We start from the raw sequence: 16474 nt of genomic DNA, 5'->3' as shown, positions 1-16474 counted from the left end.
CCCCCCCCCCCCCCCCCCCCCCCCCCCACCCCTATTTTAATGAGACGGCGACCCCCGAGATCTACACTCTCTCCGGCATCAGACCGCCGATCGAGCCCAGGAGCAGCACATAGATGAGCGCGATCACAGTATCGATCTGGCCGCTCGCCTGGAGCAGCCGGAAGATGCCGGCGCCCGCGATCGAGCCCATGACGCCGCCGACCGTCAGCACCGCGCCCATGCGCACGTCGACGCCGCCGCGGCGGAAGTGCGCGAAGACGCCCGACACGCTCGCCCCGGTCACCTGGCTGGCGGCCGAAGCGGCGGCGACCGTGGGCGGGATGCCGTAGAAGATCAGCAGCGGCGTGGTCAGAAACCCGCCGCCGACCCCGAACATGCCCGACAGGAACCCCACGCCGCCGCCGAGCAGCACGATCACGAGCGCGTTGACCGACAGGTTCGCGACGGGGAGGTAGAGGTCCATTGTCCTGTCGATAGCCGTTTGGCCGGGCGGGACAAAGCCTTCAGAAGTCGGTGCCGAGGGTGAGCGCGGGGCCGGACCCGGGGGCGGCGTTGCCGGCGACGCGCTGGCGCCATTCTGCGGCGAGGCGCAGCTTCGGCCCGCCGGTGGGCACGGTGGCAACGAGCGAGGGGCCGATGTCGAGCCGGCTGGCGCCGCGCTGGGCGCCGCCCCAGGCGCCGGCGCCGAGCGCGACCTGAAGGCGCTTGCCGCTTGAAACCGGGTGGAGCAGCCGGACGGCACCGTCGGCATAGGGTTCGCGCCGCGCGCGCAGGACGACGCCGGCCTGGCCATAGCCCTCCACCTGCAGCCTGCCGACGACCGGGGTGGGGTTGATGCCCGCGATCGCGCCGAGGCCGGTCCCGTCCGGGCCGGAGTCGAGCGCGAGTCGCCGTTCGAGCAGGATCGAGACCGGGAGCGGGAGCTTGAGCGGTTGCCACTCGATGCCGAGCCCGGCCTCCTTGCCGACGCCGCGCAAGGGGCTGGAGAGGCGGCCGGAAAGCGCGAGCGTGCGGGTGAGCGCATAGCGGATGCGTGCGCCGGCCTGGCTGCCGCCGAGCTGGGCCGGGCCGAACGCGCCGTCGCCGGCCATGCTGCCGCCGCGCGCGACCAGCCAGGCGCTGGCCGACCAGCGGCGCGGCGCCTGCGGCTGGGCGACCAGGGCCAGGGCGGGTTCGGGTGAGGTGGTGACCTGTGGCGTGCGCGTCGCGCCCGGAGCCGACTCGGAAATGGAGGAGATCGTGGCCGCAGCCGAGTGGAAGACGGGCGAGACGCCGGGGTCGCGCAGACCGGGAAGCACGCGTTCTGGCGACGTCGCGTCGACGAAGCGCGGGTGCCCGGACGGCTGGGGAAAGGCGAACAGCGGCGCTGCGGGCATGGGGCTGAGCCCGGCCGGCGTCTCCGAGGCTTCCGCGACGGCGGCGAGTTCGGCGCCCGGCCACAGCAGCGTCGCGCGCGCCCCGGTCCAGCCGACCAGCACGAGCAGCAGGAACTTGATCGGCCTTCCCGCGCCCTTCATGCGGCGGCTTCGCCGGCAAGGCTGGGGAAATGGTGCGCGGTCTTGTCCCAGCGCAGCTCGGCGCCGCGCAGCATGGCGAGATAGCGAAAGATCGCGCGGCGGGCGGCGAGCAGCGCCACCAGATTGGCGATGATGGCGCGGGGAATCGACCGAGCCCCCTCCTTCCAGCCGCAGCGTCTGCCGACGAAATGGGCGCGCATCGCGATCCGCCAGAGCAGCAGCGCGCTGTTGAGCATCAGCAGCAGCCGCATCGCGGGCGAGGCATCGGCACGGCTGGTGCCGATCAGCCAGTGGACGCTCTCCGAAATGCCCCAGCCGACCAGTGCCACATAGGCGGCGGCGAGCACGGGCACGGCCAGGATGGTGCGCCGATCGCGCATCCGCATCCAGTGATCGGTCGCGCGGCCGCGCGCCGCCCAGCCGATCCGGTCCCAGCCGGCGAGCGCGATGCCGATCATCCAGCGCGCCTTTTGCCGCACGGCGGCGTCGAGCGTGGCGGGGAAATAGGCACGCACCCCCACCGGCTGGTCGCCGCCGGTCTCCCGCACGTTCAGGAACAGCCCGCGTCCGCCGAGCATCGCGATGGTGAGGCCGAGCTCATAATCCTCGGTGAGGCTCGCCTCGTCGAACGGCACGCCGCCTCGGGCGATGGCGATGCGCGCCAGCATCGGCACGGCGATGGCACAGCCGGTGCCGGCAAGCGGCAGCCCGGCGCCGAGTGCCTGGCGCACCGGCATCAGCTTGCCATGCGCCTCCGCGAACTCGTCGATGTAGTGGCCCGAAATCCAGCGCGAGCGGGGATCGGCGAGCGGCAGCACCGGCAGCTGCACGGTGGTGGCATGGTCGAGCCCCTGGTCGAGCAGCCGGAGCTCCTCGGGGTGGACGAGGTCCTCGGCATCGTGGAGCACGACGCCCTTGAACGGATGGCCTTCGGCGCGCTGGTCCGCGAGCAGCGCATGCCACAGCGCATTCAGGCAGTCGGCCTTGGTGGTTGGGCCGGCGCGCGGGCAGACGACCAGGCGGACGCGCGGGTCCTCCTGCGCGACGGCCTGCACGGCGGTGACGGTCGCCGGATCGTTGGGATAGGTGCCGGCGTAGATGCGGTAGTCGGGATGGTCGAAGCGGGCGAGCGCGCTGCGCAGCATCAGCCCGATCACGGCTGCCTCGTCCCAGGCGGGGACGAACACCGCCAGCCGTCCGGGGGTGTAGGCGCCTGGAGGCGTCGGCTCGGCGGCCTTGCGCCTGGGGCGCAGGCGACGCCCGAAATGGACGAGATCGGTCGCCAGGTCGTCGGCACCGCCGATGAGAAAGCCGAACGCTGCGAACAGCACGACTTCGTGCAGCACGCCATCGAGCACTCCGATTGCCGTCGCCAGGCCCCCCACAGCGAACTCCCCCGATTCGGATGCGGCGACTATGTAGTAAACGCGAGGTTAGGCAAGTTGGGTACGTAGTAATAGGTGTTTGCGTACTTGGCGCCTGCGGGGAAGTACGTGCTTCCATGAGATGCGACTTGGAGGGGAACGGAAAAAACAGGTCGCGTATCTTTGAGGTCCGCCCGCACCTGGACCACGGCCTCCGCCGGAGTACGGCGCGTGCGCGGTCTCTTCGGGGCGGTGTTCCGCGGGACGTAGGGGTTCCGCCGAGCCGGGGCCTTGGGCGCCTGCGAAGGCGGGGGCGGCGAGCCGGGGCAGGCGGTGCGGCCTGCCCCGGGGACGGTGCGGCTTACCAGTAGAAGTTGCGGATCACGTCCACCACGCGGCCGCGGCGATAATCGACCAGCAGCACGTCGTCATAGTGGCGCACCCAGCGCAGGCCCGGGCGGGCCGGCGGCAGGCGGTAGCGCCACGGATCGGCGATCACATAGCGGCTGCCGTAATAGGGCGGGGCGATGCGGCCGCCGACGCGGAAGCTGGAATAGCGGAACGGCGCCTGCCAGGGGCCGCGGGCGTAGAGCCGGCGGTTGCCGTTGCGGTACGCGCGCCAGTCGTCGCGGCCCCAGCGATGATCGCGGGCATAGCGGGGCGGCGCCGGCCGCACGCCCGGACGGACGTCGTGGCGGTCGTAGCGGCCGCGGGTCTCGTGGCGGCGGTCGTCGCGATGATCCCGGCGATCCCAGTGCTCGCTGCGGGGCTGGGCGCTGGCGGCAACCGGGGCGACCACGCCGGACAGGACGGTCGTGGCGGCAAGGGCTGCAAGGATAAGGCTACGCATGGGGGCTCCTCTACACTGCGGGCATTGCCCGATGGTGGAGAGGTAGCGCCCCGTCGCTGAACGGACCGCAAACCGGTTCGTCAGGGAAACGAAAGCTGCGCGTCCGCCGCGTAGCCCCCGAAAGCTTACTGGTTCGGGTTGCCGCCGCCCGGGCCGCCGCCCATGCCGGCCGCGCCCACGCTGCCGATGTTGCCGAACAGATCCTGGAAGAAGCTCTGATGGCGGCCGAGCGTCGGCGTCTTCTTGCCCGACGGGCTGATCGAGGCGACCTGTTCGATGCCGGTGCGGTCGATCGACTGGACGGTGCCGTTCTGGTCGAAGCGGACGCGGATCGTGGTCTGCTCCTTCGGGTTCGGGCGATTGAAGGCCAGGTTGCGGCTGTCGCGCGACAGATAATACCATTCGGTGTTGCCGCTGCCGAACTGGCCGGTGAAGGTCGGGTGGCCGAGCGTGCTGGTCACCGACTCGCGATTGTCGACGCCCGGCTGGACGGCGTTCACGAGATCGGCGTCGATCACATAGCCCTGGTGCGTGCGCACGCGCGTGCAGCCCCCCAGGCCCAGCGCGGCCAGCGCCACGGCGGCAACGGCAATGCCGTGGTGCGCAAACAGCTTCATCGACTTCCTCCAGCAAACCCGGCGGGCGATTGCATCACGCGCCGATCGCCTCAATATGCGGGCCGGCGGTGCGCGACAAGGCCGCCCTCCGTTTCCGTCTTTCGAAAGCCGTCATGCGCCTGCTCGACCTGTTCCGTTCCCCGCCGCCCGATCCGCTCGCCCCGCTGTACGACGCCGTGATCGCGCGGGCGCGCCAGCCGCACTGGTATGTCGAGGGCGCGGTGCCCGACACCACCGACGGCCGGTTCGACATGCTGGCGGCGGTGCTGTCGATGGTGCTGCTGCGCCTGGAGGACACGCCCGAGGGCGCGATGCCGGCGGTGCGGCTGGCCGAGCGGTTCGTCGACGACATGGACGGGCAGCTGCGCCAGTCCGGTATCGGCGACATCGTGGTCGGCAAGCACATCGGGAAGATGATGGCGATGCTGGGCGGAAGGCTCGGCGCCTATCGCGAGGGGCTGGCGACGGGTGCGCTCGCGCCGGCGGTGCTGCGCAACCTCTATCGCGGCGAAGACCCGGGTGCTGCCCCGCTCGCGCATGTGGCGGGCGGGCTGGAGGCGCTGCACCGCGCGCTCGGAGAGACCGCGATCGACACATTGCTTGCTGGAAGGCTTCCCGAATGACCCCGACCCCTGAATTCAGCCGGCCGCACCGGCTCGACCGCATCGGCACGGGCGACAGCGACGTGCGGGTCGAGGCGAGCCCGGAGGAGCGGGCGGCGCTGGCCAAGCGCTTCCGCCTCGTGTCGATCGACGTGCTGGCGGCGGACTTCACGCTGCGCCGGGATGCGGCGGGCGTGGTTGCGCGCGGCACGCTCAAGGGCGCGGTGGTGCAGAGCTGCGTCGCGACCGCCGAACCGGTGCCGGCGACGATCGACGAGAGCTTCGCGCTGCGCTTCCTTCCGGAAGGCACGCCCGAGGGCGACGAGATCGAGCTGTCGTCCGAGGAATGCGACACCATGTTTTTCGAGGGCGGCGCGATCGATTTGGGCGAGGCGGCGGCGGAGACGCTGGCGCTGGCGCTCGATCCGTTCCCGCGCGCGCCCAATGCCGACGCGATCCTGCGCGAGGCGGGCGTGGTGGGCGAGGACGAGGTGCAGCCGTTCACGGCCTTTTCGGTGCTCAAGGACAAGCTGAAATAGGGTGCCCGTGACCGCCGGTCCGCAGCACCGCCGCCCGGGCGTGGTGCTGGCGATGCTGCTGCTCGTCTACAGCTTCAATTTCCTGGACCGGCAGATCCTGAGCATCCTGGCGATGCCGGTGAAGGCGGACCTGAAGCTCTCCGACTCGCAGCTGGGGATGCTGGGGGGACTGGCGTTCGCGACGCTCTACTGCACGCTCGCGATTCCGCTGGCGATGCTGGCGGACCGGACGAGCCGCAGCTGGGTCATTACGATTAGCCTGGCGGTGTGGAGCGGGTTCACGGCGCTGTGCGGGACGGCGCAGGGCTTTGCGCAGATGTTCCTGTTTCGCGTGGGCGTGGGCGTGGGTGAGGCGGGGGGCGTGGCGCCCTCCTATGCGCTGATCGCCGACACCTTCCCGCCCGGCCGGCGCGCGCGGGCGCTGGCGATCTATGGGCTGGGCATCCCGATCGGATCGGCCGTCGGCGTGCTGCTGGGCGGCGCGATCGCGGCGGCGGTCGAATGGCGCACGGCGTTCGTGGTGATGGGGGTGGCGGGGCTGCTCACCGCGCCCGTGTTCCGGTTGCTGGTCCGCGATCCGCCGCGCACGCGTACCGGACAGGCGCCGCTGCTGCCGGTGTTCGGGATGCTGGCGCGCAAGCCGAGCTTCTGGCTCCTCTCGCTGGGCGGGGCTGCGGGGTCGACGGCGGGCTATGGCATCGCCTTCTGGATGCCGAGCCTGATGATGCGCAGCTTCGGGCTGGACCTGGCGGAGACCGGGCGGTTCGTGGGCGCGCTGCTGCTCACCGGCGGCGTGGCGGGCATCCTGCTGGGCGGGGTGATCGCCGATCGCTGGGGGCGGCGGACCCGGCGCGCCTATGCGCTGGTGCCGGCGATCGCCTATGCGGCGGGCGTGCCGTTGCTGGCGGCGGGGCTGCTGTCGGGTTCCTGGGTCGCGGCCTTCGCGCTGTTCCTGGTGCCGCAGGCGCTGGTCTATGCCTGGCCGGGTCCGCTGCTGACGGCGGTGCAGCAGCTGGTTCCGGCGGCAATTCGCAGCACCGCGAGCGCGTGTTTCCTGCTCATCAACAACCTGATCGGGCTGGGGCTGGGATCGTGGCTGGTGGGCGCGCTGTCGAAGGCGCTGACGCCGCAGCTGGGGGACGAGGCGCTGCGCTATGCGATGCTGGCGGCGCTCGGATGCTACCTCGTGGCGGGCGCGCTGATGGCGGCGGCGGCGCGGGTGCTGCCGGGCGACTGGGTCGACGAGTAGCGACAGCGGGGGCGGGGCGCCCTATATCGGCCGGGCCGGCGCAACGACGCCGTGCACGCAGGAGAGATGTATGACCGCCGCCGACCCGACCGTGATTTTGTCCTATGCCCGCACGCCGATGGGCGGGTTCCAGGGGGCGCTCGCGGCCGTTCCCGCCACCCGATTGGGCGCTACCGCGATCCGCGCGGCCGTGGAGCGCGCCGGCGTCGCCCCGGAAGACATCGAGCGCGCCTATATGGGCTGCGTGCTGTCGGCGGGGCTCGGCCAGGCGCCGGCGCGGCAGGCGGCGCTCCATGCCGGGCTGCCGCAGTCGGTCGAGGCGACCACGGTCAACAAGATGTGCGGATCGGGGATGAAGGCGGCGATGATGGCCGCCGATGCGCTGGCCGCCGGATCGTGCGACCTGATCGTCGCCGGCGGCATGGAGAGCATGTCCAACGCGCCGTATCTGATGACGAAGCATCGCGCCGGCGCGCGCATCGGTCACGACACGATCTACGACCATATGATGCTCGACGGGCTGGAAGACGCCTATGAGCCCGGCCGTGCGATGGGCACCTTTGCCGAGGACAGTGCCCGCGAATACCAGTTCACGCGGGAAGCGCAGGACGCGTTCGCGATCGAATCGCTGACCCGCGCGCAGGCGGCGCAGGCGTCGGGCGCGTTCGACCGGGAGATCGTCCCCGTCGAGGTGGTGGGGCGCAAGGGCAGCGTCACCGTGACCGCCGACGAGCAGCCGGCGAAGGGCGACGTCGCGCGCATCCCCACGCTGAAGGCCGCGTTCGCCAAGGAGGGCACGATCACCGCCGCCAATGCCTCCTCGATCTCGGACGGGGCGGCGGCGCTGGTGCTGGCGCGCCAGTCGGTGGCGGAGGCGCGCGGGCTCAAGCCGATCGCGCGGATCGTCGCCCATGCCGCGCATGCCCGCGCGCCTGCGCAGTTCACCACCGCGCCGGTGGGGGCGGTGCAGCGCGTGCTCGACAAGGCGGGCTGGTCGGTCGGCGACGTCGACCTGTTCGAGATCAACGAGGCGTTCGCCTGCGTGGCGATGATCGCGATGCAGGACCTGGGCATCGCGCATGACCGGGTGAACGTGCACGGCGGCGCCACCGCGCTGGGGCACCCGATCGGGGCGTCCGGGGCGCGGGTGCTGGCGACGCTGTTGTCGGCGATGGAAGCGCGGGGCGCCCGGCGCGGGATCGCCACGCTGTGCATCGGTGGGGGCGAGGCGACCGCCATGGCGGTCGAGCGGATCGATTCATGATTGTTGGGGGGAGGAACTGCCGATGCGTCGTCGCGACCTGTTGGGGGCCGGCATGGCCCTGCCGCTAGCTTCCAGCGCGCTTGCGGCGCCTGCACCGGCGCTCCCCAGGGGCATTCGGCGGCTGTCGCCGAAGCTCGACGCGATCCTGGATGCCAACGCGCCTGTGGAGATACTGGGCGGCGGCTATCAATGGTCGGAGGGGCCGGTGTGGGTGCCGCGCGGCGGCGGCATGCTGCTGTTCTCCGACGTGCCGGCCAACCGCATGTGGCGCTGGCGGCGGGACAAGGGCTTCGACCTGTTCCTGGAGCCGTCTGGCCTCGTCGGGCCGATCCCCAAGTCGATCCGGGAAGCGGGATCGAACGGGCTGGCGCTCGACGGGCGCGGGCGGCTGCTGATCGCGGACAGCGGCAGCCGTGTGGTGGCGCGCCTTGACTTCGCCACCAAGCGCAAGACGACGGTGGTGGACCGGTTCGAGGGCAAGCGCTTCAACAGCCCCAACGACGTGATCTGCGCCAGCGACGGCGCGCTCTATTTCACCGATCCGCCCTATGGGCTGGCGGGCGAGGGCGAGTCGCCGCTGCGCGAGCTCGACTTCTGCGGCGTGTATCGGCTGGCGCCGGACGGGCGGCTGGAGGTGCTGGACCGCAGCCTCACCCGGCCGAACGGCATCGCGCTCTCGCCCGATGAGGGCACGCTCTACGTCGCGGTGTCGGACCCCAAGGGGCCGGTGCTGGTCGCCTATACGCTCGGCGGCCGCGGCATGCCGAGCGCCAAGCGCGTGCTGGTGGACTTCGCCGCCGACGTGGCCGCCGGCCTGCCGGGGCTGCCGGATGGCATGAAGGTCGCGGCGGAGGGGCATCTGTTCGCAAGCGGCCCCGGCGGCATGCACGTGCTGAGCCCGGAGGGCGAGCGCCTGGGGCTGATCCAGAGCGGCGACGTCATCTCCAACTGCACGATCGGCGAGGGCGGGGCGGCGCTGTACATGTCGTCGAACCATGCGATCGCGCGGGTTTCGCTGAAGCCGCGGGGGTAGGTCGGGAGACGAGGGTGACCTCAACTCGTACCCCGGCGGAGGCCGGGGCCCAGTTGGTGTGGCCTCCGAGGTTCGGCGCTCCCCTCCGCCGCTATCCCACCTGGGCCCCGGCCTTCGCCGGGGTACGCAAGAAGGAAAAGGCGTTCCCCCTCTTCGTGCTCCCGCGCAGGCGGGAGCCCAGGGTTTTTATCGCTGACGGTGGTTTGCTTGGCCCTGGATCCCCGCCTTCACGGGGATACGGTGGGAGCGCGTCGTCCGCCCAAAGGCGGGGAGGGGGACCGGGCCCTCGCCGCGAGTCAGAGAATGCCCGGGAAGGTGCCGCCGTCGATCAGCAGGCTCTGCCCGGTGATGTAGCCGGCATGGTTCGAGCAGAGAAAGGCGCAGGTGGCGCCGAATTCGGCCGGGGTGCCGAGCCGCCTGGCGGGGATCGAGGCTTCGCGCCTGGCGCGTTCCTCGGCCTCGCTTGCGCCGGACTTGGCCGCCGCTTGCGCGACGATGCTGGCGATGCGGTCGGTGTCGAAGGAGCCCGGCAGCAGGTTGTTGATCGTCACATTGGCGTGGGCGACCGAGCGGGCGACGCCGGCGACCAGGCCGGTGAGTCCGGCGCGCGCGCCGCTCGACAGGTCCAGGCCGGGGAGCGGCATCTTCACAGAGCCCGACGTGATGTTGACGATCCGGCCGAAGCGCCGCTCGACCATGCCGGGCAAGAGCGCGTGGATCAGCAGCGTCGGGGTGACGAGGTTGCTTTCCAGCCCGGCGCGGATCTTGTCGGCGTCGAGCTCCTCGAACGGGCGCAGCGGCGGCCCGGCATTGTTGTTGACCAGGATGTCGGCATCCGGCGCGGCGGCGAGCAGCGCCTGGCGCCCCGCCTCGGTGCCGACGTCGGCGGCCACCGCGATCACCTCCGCACCGGTCGATTGCCGGATCGCCGCGGCCGTCGCCTCGAGCTTTTCGGCATTGCGGCCGTTGAGGATGATGCGGGCGCCCGCCTCAGCCAGCGCCTCCGCACAGCCGCGGCCGAGCCCGGCGCTGGAGGCACAAAGGATGGCGGTGCGGCCGGCGATGCCCAGGTCCATGGTCTTGCTCCTTTTTCCGCGCGCCCGTCCGTTTCCGTTGGCGGCGGATTTGCGTTGAAACCGCGCATGGTCCATTTTGGGGCCCGGACAAAGAGTTGAGTGGCGCGTGACGACGGTAGAGCAACTGCAGGAAAGCGCGCCGATCGGCCATGACCTTTCGGCCTGCGATCGGGAGCCCATCCACCTCTCCGGGGCGATCCAGCCGCACGGGCTGCTGCTGATCGTCGATGCCGCGACGCTCAGGACCGTCGCCGGTGCGGGCGACCTGGAGGCGCGGCTTGCGCCCGACTGGCTCGACCGCCCGATCGCGGAGCTGATCGGCCAGGACATCGCCGCGCTGCTGCGATCGGCCGACATGGGACCCGGCGGCACGCTGCGGCTGGCGCCGGTGGCCGGCACCGAGGGGCGGCTGGAGGCGAGCCTTCACCGTTCGGGCGACATGCTGATCGTCGAGCTGGAGCCGCAGCCGGAGCCGGTGCGGCCGGCGATCGAGGTACTGGTCGGGCTGGAGCGCGCGGCCGCGACCTTCGAGCGGGCGGCCGACCTGGTCCAGCTGTGCGAGCGGGCGGCGGTGGCCTTTCGCCAGCTCACCGGCTTCGACCGGGTGATGCTCTATCGCTTCCTGGACGACGGCGCCGGGGTCGTGCTGGCGGAGGACCGGGCGCCGGGGCTCGACAGCTTCCTCAACCATCATTTTCCCGCCTCCGACATCCCGCGCCAGGCGCGCGCGCTCTATGTGCGCAACCGCGTCCGCGTGATCCCGGACGCGCGCTACACGCCCGCGCCGATCCGGCCGGCATCGGCGAACCAGGGCGGGATCGACCTGTCGGACGTGGCGCTGCGCAGCGTCTCGCCGATCCACCTCCAGTATTTGCGCAACATGGGCGTGGAGGCGTCGGCGTCGATCTCGATCGTGCGCGACGGCGTGCTGTGGGGGCTGGTCGCCTGCCATCACGACAGCCCGCGCCGGATGGATCCGGAACTGCGCGCCGCCGCCCGCGCGCTGGCGAGCGGCCTTGCCCGCCAGATCCGCGCGCAGGAGGAAGCCGAAAGCTATCGCGAGCGGCTGCGGCTGCATGCGGGCGAGGACCTGGTCACCGCGCGGCTGGGCGGCGAGCAGCCGATCCGGGTGCAGCTGGCCCAGTGCGGCAAGGAGCTGGCGGAGCTGCTGGACGCCGACGGCTTTGCGTTGGTGTGCGGCGATAGCGTGACGCGCGAGGGGCATTGCCCCGAGGACGCGGACCTGCTGCGGCTGGCCGAGTGGGTCAACGGGCAGGGCGGCGGCCTGGTGGTCAGCCGGGAGCTTTCGACGCTGTTCCCGCCGGCAGAAGGCTATGCCGGCGTCGGCAGCGGGCTGCTGGGCATGCCGATCGACGGCACCGAGTGCATGGCGCTGTGGTTCCGGATGGAGGAGGTCGAGCGCGTCAACTGGGCCGGCAACCCGCACAAGGCGGTGGAGGTGGAGCCCGGCGCGGTGCTGACGCCGCGCGCCTCGTTCGAAAGCTGGTCGCAGATCGTGCGCGGACGCGCTCGCCGCTGGACGCTGGAAGAGGTCAAGGCCGCGCACCGGCTGCGCGGCGTGCTGCACGACCTGCGCCAACGGGTGCGGCTGCGCGAGCTCAACGGCCAGCTGTCAGCGGCGAACCGCGAGCAGGAGCTGCTGCTGCGCCAGAAGGACGTGCTGATGCACGAGGTGAACCACCGCGTGCAGAACAGCCTGCAGCTGGTTTCCGCCTTCCTGGGCATGCAGGCGCGCGCGGTTGGCGATGCCGACCTGACGAGCCACCTGACCGAGGCGCAGGCGCGGCTGTCCGCCGTGGCGCTGGTCCATCGCCGCCTCTATCGCGACGACCAGGTCGAGGCGGTGGAGCTCAGCCGATACCTGGACGAGCTGATGACCGACATGCGGGCGTCGCTGGGGGCGGACTGGGGATCGGCGCTGCGCGTCTATCTCGCGCCGGTGCTGGTGCCGACGGGCCGCGCGGTGGACATCGGGCTGATCACGACCGAGCTGGTCATCAACGCGACCAAATACGCCTATCCGGGCACCACCGGCCCGATCACGGTGATGCTGGAGCAGCATCGCGCCAACCTGCGGCTGATCGTCGAGGACCAGGGACGCGGCAAGAGCGGCGCCGGCGAGGGCTTCGGCAGCCGGATGATGAAGGCGCTCGTCGGCCGGCTGGGCGGCGAACTGGCGTTCGAGGACAATGCGCCCGGACTGCGCGTGATCCTGACCGCGCCGATCGAGGAGGCCGGCCGCTAGGCGGCTTCGGCCGCCTGCTGGTAGAGCGCGAAGCCGGCGGCGGCGCCGGCAAGCGCAGCCTCGATCCAGCCGGGGCCACCGGCCTCGCCCGCCTGGTCGAGCCAGGCGAGGAACGCGCGCCATTCGCCCTTCTCATGCGCGGCGGAGAGGTAGCGCGCGGGGAGCCCCGCGCCCACCTGCCGCGCGAGATAGACGCCGCCCAGGCGCGATCCCTCCACCACATAGGCGAGGCCGGCGATCGCCCCGGGACCTTGCGGCAGCGCGAACGGCAGTTGGGGCGGCAGCGGCCGGCCGAGGTCTGCGAGGTCCTGGGCCAGCAGCGGGGTGCGCGGGCGCCAACGGGGAAGCGCCGGGGCCGCTGCCATCGCCGCCTCCGCCACGGGCAGCGCGCGGGCGTGGGCCACCAGCATCGCGGCATAGCTGTCGCGATCGGCGAGGTCGAAGCGCGCAAAGGCGGCGTCGACCTGCTCGTGCGCGGCGCGGGTGGTCTCGCGGAGAAGGGCGCTGGCGTGCATCGCGGCGGCTGTAGCGCCGGGGCCGCACCGGGTCGAGCCTGCGGGTCGCGTGGCCCAGTGCGTGCGCTTGCGGCCTACGGCTTCGTGCTCCCGCGTAGGCGGGAGCCCAGGGTAGCGGGAGCAGGCGGGGGTTGTTTTGCTGGGCCCTGGGTCCCCGCCTGCGCGGGGACACGGGTGCGCTTTGCTTTGGGGGGACGTTCCAACTGGGCCCCGGCCTTCGCCGGGGTACGGAGAAGATGGGCGGGGCCGCCCCTAAGCCAGCCGGGCGGCGGCGGTGCGGAGGTCTTCGACGAAGCGGGCGTATTCGTCTTCGGCCTTGGCCTTGTCCGGGATGCGCAGCAGGTAGCTGGGGTGGACGGTGATCCAGCCCTCGCCGCCGCTGGGAAGGGCGATCGCCTGGCCGCGCTCGCGGCTGATGGTGACGGTGCGGCCGAGCAGCGAGCGCGCGGCGGTGGCGCCCAGCGCCATCGTGACCTGCGGCTTCACCAGCGCGGTTTCCTGTTCGATCCACCAGCGGCAGGCGTCGATCTCGCCCGCATCCGGCTTGCTGTGGATGCGGCGCTTGCCGCGCGGTTCGAACTTGAAGTGCTTGACCGAATTGGTGACGTAGACGGTGCTGCGGTCGACGCCGGCTTGGGCCAGCGCGCGATCGAACATCTGACCGGCGGGGCCGACGAAGGGCTTGCCGGCCAGATCCTCCTGGTCGCCGGGCTGCTCGCCGACGAACATTAGCCGCGCGTCGACCGGGCCTTCGCCGAACACCGTCTGTGTCGCGGGCTTCCACAGGTGGCAGCGCTTGCAGCCCATCGCCTCCTCGCGCAGCGCCTCCCACGCGGCCTGGATGTTGCCGCCGATCTGGGTGCGGGCCTTGTCGATCATGCCTGCCTCTCGTGCCTGGGCGCCCGCGATCAGCTGTCCCACCAGCGCGGTCTCGGGCATGTTCTTCCAATATTTGCGCGGCATTTCCTTGAGCATCGCGCCCTTCTTGAGCCGCGCCGGGTTGAAGATGGAGGCGTAATAGGTCTTCCACACCTCCTCGACCGGATCCCCCTCGGGCGCATCGGCGCGGGTGGCGCCCGGGCCTTCGGTGAGCAACTCGCCGTCCCAGTGCAGCGACACCTCCGGCGTCAGGATCGACCAGCGCATGCTGGCGAAGCGGTTGACGAAGAAGGCGGCGTTGGCGCGCACGATGTGGTGCTCGGGCTCGAACCAGGCGACGTAGCGGCTGGTACCGTCGTCCTCCGGCACTTCGCGGAAGCGGAGGAAGGCGCGCATCTTGTGGATGTCGCGGCGGACTTCCTTGGCGAGCCCTTCCAGCTTGCGGATGAGCGGGTCGGCGCGGTCGTCGATCAGGCGGGGCTGGGTGCGCAGGCGGCACAAGAGCGTGTAGAGCAGCGCGAAGCGGTCGGGCGCCGAGGACATCACCACGTCGCGGGCGAGGTCGAGGAAGGCGCGCGGGACCGAGAAGCCGGGGCCGGCGGGGGAAGCTGCCGGCGGAGCTTCGGGTGCCCCTTGCGCGAACAGGTCCGCGACCGTGTCGCCGGTGCGCCACACCACCTGGTCGGGCGCCACCCCCTCGGCCGCGAGCTCGCGCGCGGCGTCGCGCCACGCGTCGAAGTCGTCGGGGGTCGGGAGGGTGACGCCGCGCACGTTATTCGCGCTCGTCGCTGCCGGGCGGGTTGTCGCGGGCTTCCTCCAGCTCCTTGGGCTTGCGGTCCTCGTAGATGTCGGCGAGCTTTTCCTCGGTCGCGTCGTCGAGCTCCTCGGCGGCGGCGGGAAACATCTCTTCCTCCTCCTCGTCGATGTGATGCTCGTAGCGGCGGCGCATGTGGAAGAACTTCTCCTTCCATTCGTCCGAGTCGAGCTCGAGGTTCATGAGCTCGCCGAGCACATCGTCGACTTCCTTGTGCTCGGAAACCGAGTGGCGGGCGTCGTCGCGAAGCTCGGGGTCGCCGAGCATGGTCGCGTAGAGCGACTCCTCCTCGGCCGCGGCGTGGCTCTGCAGCTCAAGGCGGAACTCCTCGAACAGCTGCTGGCGCTCCTCGGCAGGCGTGGAGAAATCGGCCAGCCGGGCGAGCATGCCGCGCTGCTTGTCGTGGTCGCGCTTCAGATCCTGGTAGATGCGGGCGTCCGCCATGATGTTCCTCCCTGGGTTCGAGGGGACAACCGGCGGCGGGGCGCGGCGTTTCACCCGCGAATCACTCTCAGGCGGCGAACAGCTCCAGCTGCTGCTTCTTGGCGGCGACCAGCGGCTTCAGCTCGGCGCGATCGGCGAGCGCGAGCGGGCGCCAGTCGTCCGCGATCAGGAAGGGGCGGAGCTTCTTGATCGAGACGGTGAGGCGGGCGACGTCGTCGAGGCGCAGGCGACGCCAGCGGCGGGCGGAGAGGATCGCGTTGACCGCCTTTACGCCCAGGCCGGGCACGCGCAGCAGCGCTTCGCGCGGGGCGCGGTTGACGTCGACGGGGAAGTTGTCGCGGAACTTCAATGCCCAGGCGAGCTTGGGATCGATGTCGAGCGGCAGCATGCCGGTAGCGTCGTCGGCGGCGGCGCGGACTTCGTCGGGCTTATAGTCGTAGAAGCGCATCAGCCAGTCGGACTGGTAGAGCCGGTGCTCGCGCATCAGCGGCGGGCGCTGGAGCGGCAGCACCGCTGACGCCTCGGGGATGGGGCTGAAGGCGGAGTAGTAGACGCGGCGCAGCTCGAAGCGGTCGTAGAGGGTGGCGGCGCGGCCGACGATGTCGCGATCGGTCGCGGCATCGGCGCCGACGATCATCTGGGTGGACTGGCCGGCCGGCGCAAAGCGGGGGGCGCTGCGATAGCGCTTGCGCGCATCGGTGCCGTCGGTGATCGCGGTGCGCATCCCGTCCATCGCGCCCTCGATCTGGCTCTCCGACTTTTCAGGAGCCAGGCGCTTGAGGCCGCTGGTGGTCGGCAGCTCCACGTTGATCGACACGCGGTCGGCATGGAGCCCTGCCTGGTGGATCAGCTCGGGATCGGCATCGGGGATGGTCTTCAGGTGGATATAGCCGCGGAAATCGTGGTCCTCGCGCAAGCTGCGCGCGACCTCGACCAGCTGCTCCATCGTGTAGTTGGACGATCGGATGATGCCCGAGGAGAGGAACAGCCCCTCGATATAGTTGCGGCGGTAGAAGCTCAGCGTCAGGCGCACGACTTCCTCGGCGGTGAAGCGCGCGCGCCGCACGTTCGAGCTCTTGCGGTTGATGCAATAATGGCAGTCGAAGATGCAGCTGTTGGTCAGCAGGATCTTGAGCAGCGAGATGCAGCGGCCGTCGGGCGCATAGGCGTGGCAGATGCCCATGCCCTCGGTCGAGCCCAGCCCCTTGCCGTCGCGCGAATTGCGCTTGGCCGTGCCGGAGGACGCGCAAGAGGCGTCGTACTTCGCAGCGTCCGCGAGGATCGCCAGCTTTTCGCGGGTGTCGAGCTGCGCCATCTGTTCTATCTATGTTCGAACGAGCGGCGGTGCAAGGCTGGAAGATCAGCGGGTTAGGTTGACGAGCGCTTCACATCGATCCGTTTGTGCTGAGTAGGGCTGAGCCTGTCGAAGCCCGTATCGAAGCATC

Annotated in this window: 15 protein-coding genes and 1 pseudogene; 6 read left to right on the top strand and 10 right to left on the bottom strand. The window is 71.1% G+C overall.

Annotated features, from left to right (window positions below; translation table 11 throughout):
• Positions 1-76: 76 nt before the first annotated feature.
• The 5 genes and pseudogenes from VPH46_RS14685 to VPH46_RS14665 all read right to left on the bottom strand — a co-directional run.
• Positions 77-463 (bottom strand): annotated as a pseudogene (locus VPH46_RS14685) (TSUP family transporter); the annotation flags it as partial.
• A 40-nt stretch (positions 464-503) separates the two neighbouring features.
• The gene (locus tag VPH46_RS14680) at positions 504-1517 is read right to left on the bottom strand and encodes a hypothetical protein (RefSeq protein WP_416612371.1); all 1014 of its coding nucleotides are present in this window, start codon (positions 1515-1517) and stop codon (positions 504-506) included.
• Positions 1514-2902: a glycosyl transferase family protein gene (locus VPH46_RS14675; RefSeq protein ID WP_416612369.1), complete on the bottom strand. Its 1389-nt coding sequence runs from the start codon at positions 2900-2902 to the stop codon at positions 1514-1516. Before VPH46_RS14675 ends, VPH46_RS14680 begins: the two co-directional genes overlap by 4 nt.
• 340 nt (positions 2903-3242) lie before the next feature.
• Positions 3243-3731, bottom strand: a complete 489-nt coding sequence (locus tag VPH46_RS14670) for an RcnB family protein (RefSeq protein WP_416612367.1) — start codon at positions 3729-3731, stop codon at positions 3243-3245.
• A gap of 125 nt (positions 3732-3856) precedes the next feature.
• The gene (locus VPH46_RS14665; protein ID WP_125959084.1) at positions 3857-4348 is read right to left on the bottom strand and encodes an outer membrane protein assembly factor BamE; all 492 of its coding nucleotides are present in this window, start codon (positions 4346-4348) and stop codon (positions 3857-3859) included.
• Between the two features lie 113 nt (positions 4349-4461).
• On the opposite strand from VPH46_RS14665, the gene VPH46_RS14660 reads away from it, so the two are divergent.
• The 5 genes from VPH46_RS14660 (at position 4462) to VPH46_RS14640 (ending at position 9035) form a co-directional block, all read left to right on the top strand.
• Positions 4462-4971 (top strand): ubiquinol-cytochrome C chaperone family protein, encoded by a 510-nt coding sequence (locus tag VPH46_RS14660; protein WP_125959083.1) that lies wholly within the window; start codon positions 4462-4464, stop codon positions 4969-4971.
• The gene (locus VPH46_RS14655; RefSeq protein WP_239435622.1) at positions 4968-5489 is read left to right on the top strand and encodes a YceD family protein; all 522 of its coding nucleotides are present in this window, start codon (positions 4968-4970) and stop codon (positions 5487-5489) included. The genes VPH46_RS14660 and VPH46_RS14655 overlap by 4 nt, the downstream gene beginning before the upstream one ends.
• Before the next feature lie 52 nt (positions 5490-5541).
• On the top strand, positions 5542-6738 hold the full coding sequence (locus VPH46_RS14650; protein ID WP_416612375.1) for a spinster family MFS transporter: 1197 nt from the start codon (positions 5542-5544) through the stop codon (positions 6736-6738).
• A gap of 70 nt (positions 6739-6808) precedes the next feature.
• On the top strand, positions 6809-8002 hold the full coding sequence (locus tag VPH46_RS14645) for an acetyl-CoA C-acyltransferase (protein ID WP_416612362.1): 1194 nt from the start codon (positions 6809-6811) through the stop codon (positions 8000-8002).
• 22 nt (positions 8003-8024) lie between these two features.
• Entirely contained in the window at positions 8025-9035 is a 1011-nt protein-coding gene (locus VPH46_RS14640; protein WP_416612360.1) for an SMP-30/gluconolactonase/LRE family protein, read from the top strand.
• Between the two features lie 296 nt (positions 9036-9331).
• Here the strand turns inward: VPH46_RS14640 and VPH46_RS14635 are convergent, their stop codons facing one another.
• Positions 9332-10111 carry an SDR family oxidoreductase gene (locus VPH46_RS14635; RefSeq protein WP_416612358.1) on the bottom strand — a complete coding sequence of 260 codons (780 nt, stop codon included), beginning with the start codon at positions 10109-10111 and terminating at the stop codon, positions 9332-9334.
• Between the two features lie 106 nt (positions 10112-10217).
• Here VPH46_RS14635 and VPH46_RS14630 point away from each other — a divergent pair, with 106 nt between their 5' ends.
• Entirely contained in the window at positions 10218-12377 is a 2160-nt protein-coding gene (locus VPH46_RS14630) for a histidine kinase dimerization/phosphoacceptor domain -containing protein (RefSeq protein WP_416612355.1), read from the top strand.
• Here VPH46_RS14630 and VPH46_RS14625 read toward each other — a convergent pair.
• From VPH46_RS14625 to VPH46_RS14610, 4 genes are all read right to left on the bottom strand, one after another.
• Positions 12374-12892 carry a biliverdin-producing heme oxygenase gene (locus VPH46_RS14625; RefSeq protein ID WP_416612353.1) on the bottom strand — a complete coding sequence of 173 codons (519 nt, stop codon included), beginning with the start codon at positions 12890-12892 and terminating at the stop codon, positions 12374-12376. The two genes, VPH46_RS14630 and VPH46_RS14625, sit on opposite strands and share 4 nt — an antisense overlap.
• A 252-nt stretch (positions 12893-13144) precedes the next feature.
• Positions 13145-14542 (bottom strand): UdgX family uracil-DNA binding protein, encoded by a 1398-nt coding sequence (locus VPH46_RS14620; RefSeq protein ID WP_416612350.1) that lies wholly within the window; start codon positions 14540-14542, stop codon positions 13145-13147.
• Position 14543: 1 nt separating this feature from the next.
• Positions 14544-15029: a hemerythrin domain-containing protein gene (locus VPH46_RS14615; protein ID WP_416612347.1), complete on the bottom strand. Its 486-nt coding sequence runs from the start codon at positions 15027-15029 to the stop codon at positions 14544-14546.
• Positions 15030-15096: 67 nt separating this feature from the next.
• Positions 15097-16344, bottom strand: coding sequence for a putative DNA modification/repair radical SAM protein (locus VPH46_RS14610; protein ID WP_416612345.1), 1248 nt, complete (start codon positions 16342-16344; stop codon positions 15097-15099).
• Positions 16345-16474 lie beyond the last annotated feature (130 nt).

The organism is Sphingomonas sp. MJ1 (PH-R8) (assembly GCF_048058635.1).
Taxonomy (GTDB): domain Bacteria; phylum Pseudomonadota; class Alphaproteobacteria; order Sphingomonadales; family Sphingomonadaceae; genus Sphingomonas.
The sequence above is the reverse complement of the archived record's forward strand: the minus strand, read 5'-3'. Positions and strand labels throughout refer to the sequence as shown.

Excerpts from the sequence above, each read along its gene's own strand:
- VPH46_RS14655 (WP_239435622.1), top strand. The coding sequence starts at position 4,968 with ATGACCCCGACCCCTGAATTCAGCCGGCCGCACCGGCTCGACCGCATC.
- VPH46_RS14635 (WP_416612358.1), bottom strand. The coding sequence starts at position 10,111 with ATGGACCTGGGCATCGCCGGCCGCACCGCCATCCTTTGTGCCTCCAGC.
- VPH46_RS14610 (WP_416612345.1), bottom strand. The coding sequence starts at position 16,344 with ATGGCGCAGCTCGACACCCGCGAAAAGCTGGCGATCCTCGCGGACGCT.
- VPH46_RS14670 (WP_416612367.1), bottom strand. The coding sequence starts at position 3,731 with ATGCGTAGCCTTATCCTTGCAGCCCTTGCCGCCACGACCGTCCTGTCC.
- VPH46_RS14650 (WP_416612375.1), top strand. The coding sequence starts at position 5,542 with ATGCTGCTGCTCGTCTACAGCTTCAATTTCCTGGACCGGCAGATCCTG.
- VPH46_RS14665 (WP_125959084.1), bottom strand. The coding sequence starts at position 4,348 with ATGAAGCTGTTTGCGCACCACGGCATTGCCGTTGCCGCCGTGGCGCTG.
- VPH46_RS14660 (WP_125959083.1), top strand. The coding sequence starts at position 4,462 with ATGCGCCTGCTCGACCTGTTCCGTTCCCCGCCGCCCGATCCGCTCGCC.
- VPH46_RS14680 (WP_416612371.1), bottom strand. The coding sequence starts at position 1,517 with ATGAAGGGCGCGGGAAGGCCGATCAAGTTCCTGCTGCTCGTGCTGGTC.
- VPH46_RS14645 (WP_416612362.1), top strand. The coding sequence starts at position 6,809 with ATGACCGCCGCCGACCCGACCGTGATTTTGTCCTATGCCCGCACGCCG.
- VPH46_RS14615 (WP_416612347.1), bottom strand. The coding sequence starts at position 15,029 with ATGGCGGACGCCCGCATCTACCAGGATCTGAAGCGCGACCACGACAAG.
- VPH46_RS14640 (WP_416612360.1), top strand. The coding sequence starts at position 8,025 with ATGCGTCGTCGCGACCTGTTGGGGGCCGGCATGGCCCTGCCGCTAGCT.
- VPH46_RS14625 (WP_416612353.1), bottom strand. The coding sequence starts at position 12,892 with ATGCACGCCAGCGCCCTTCTCCGCGAGACCACCCGCGCCGCGCACGAG.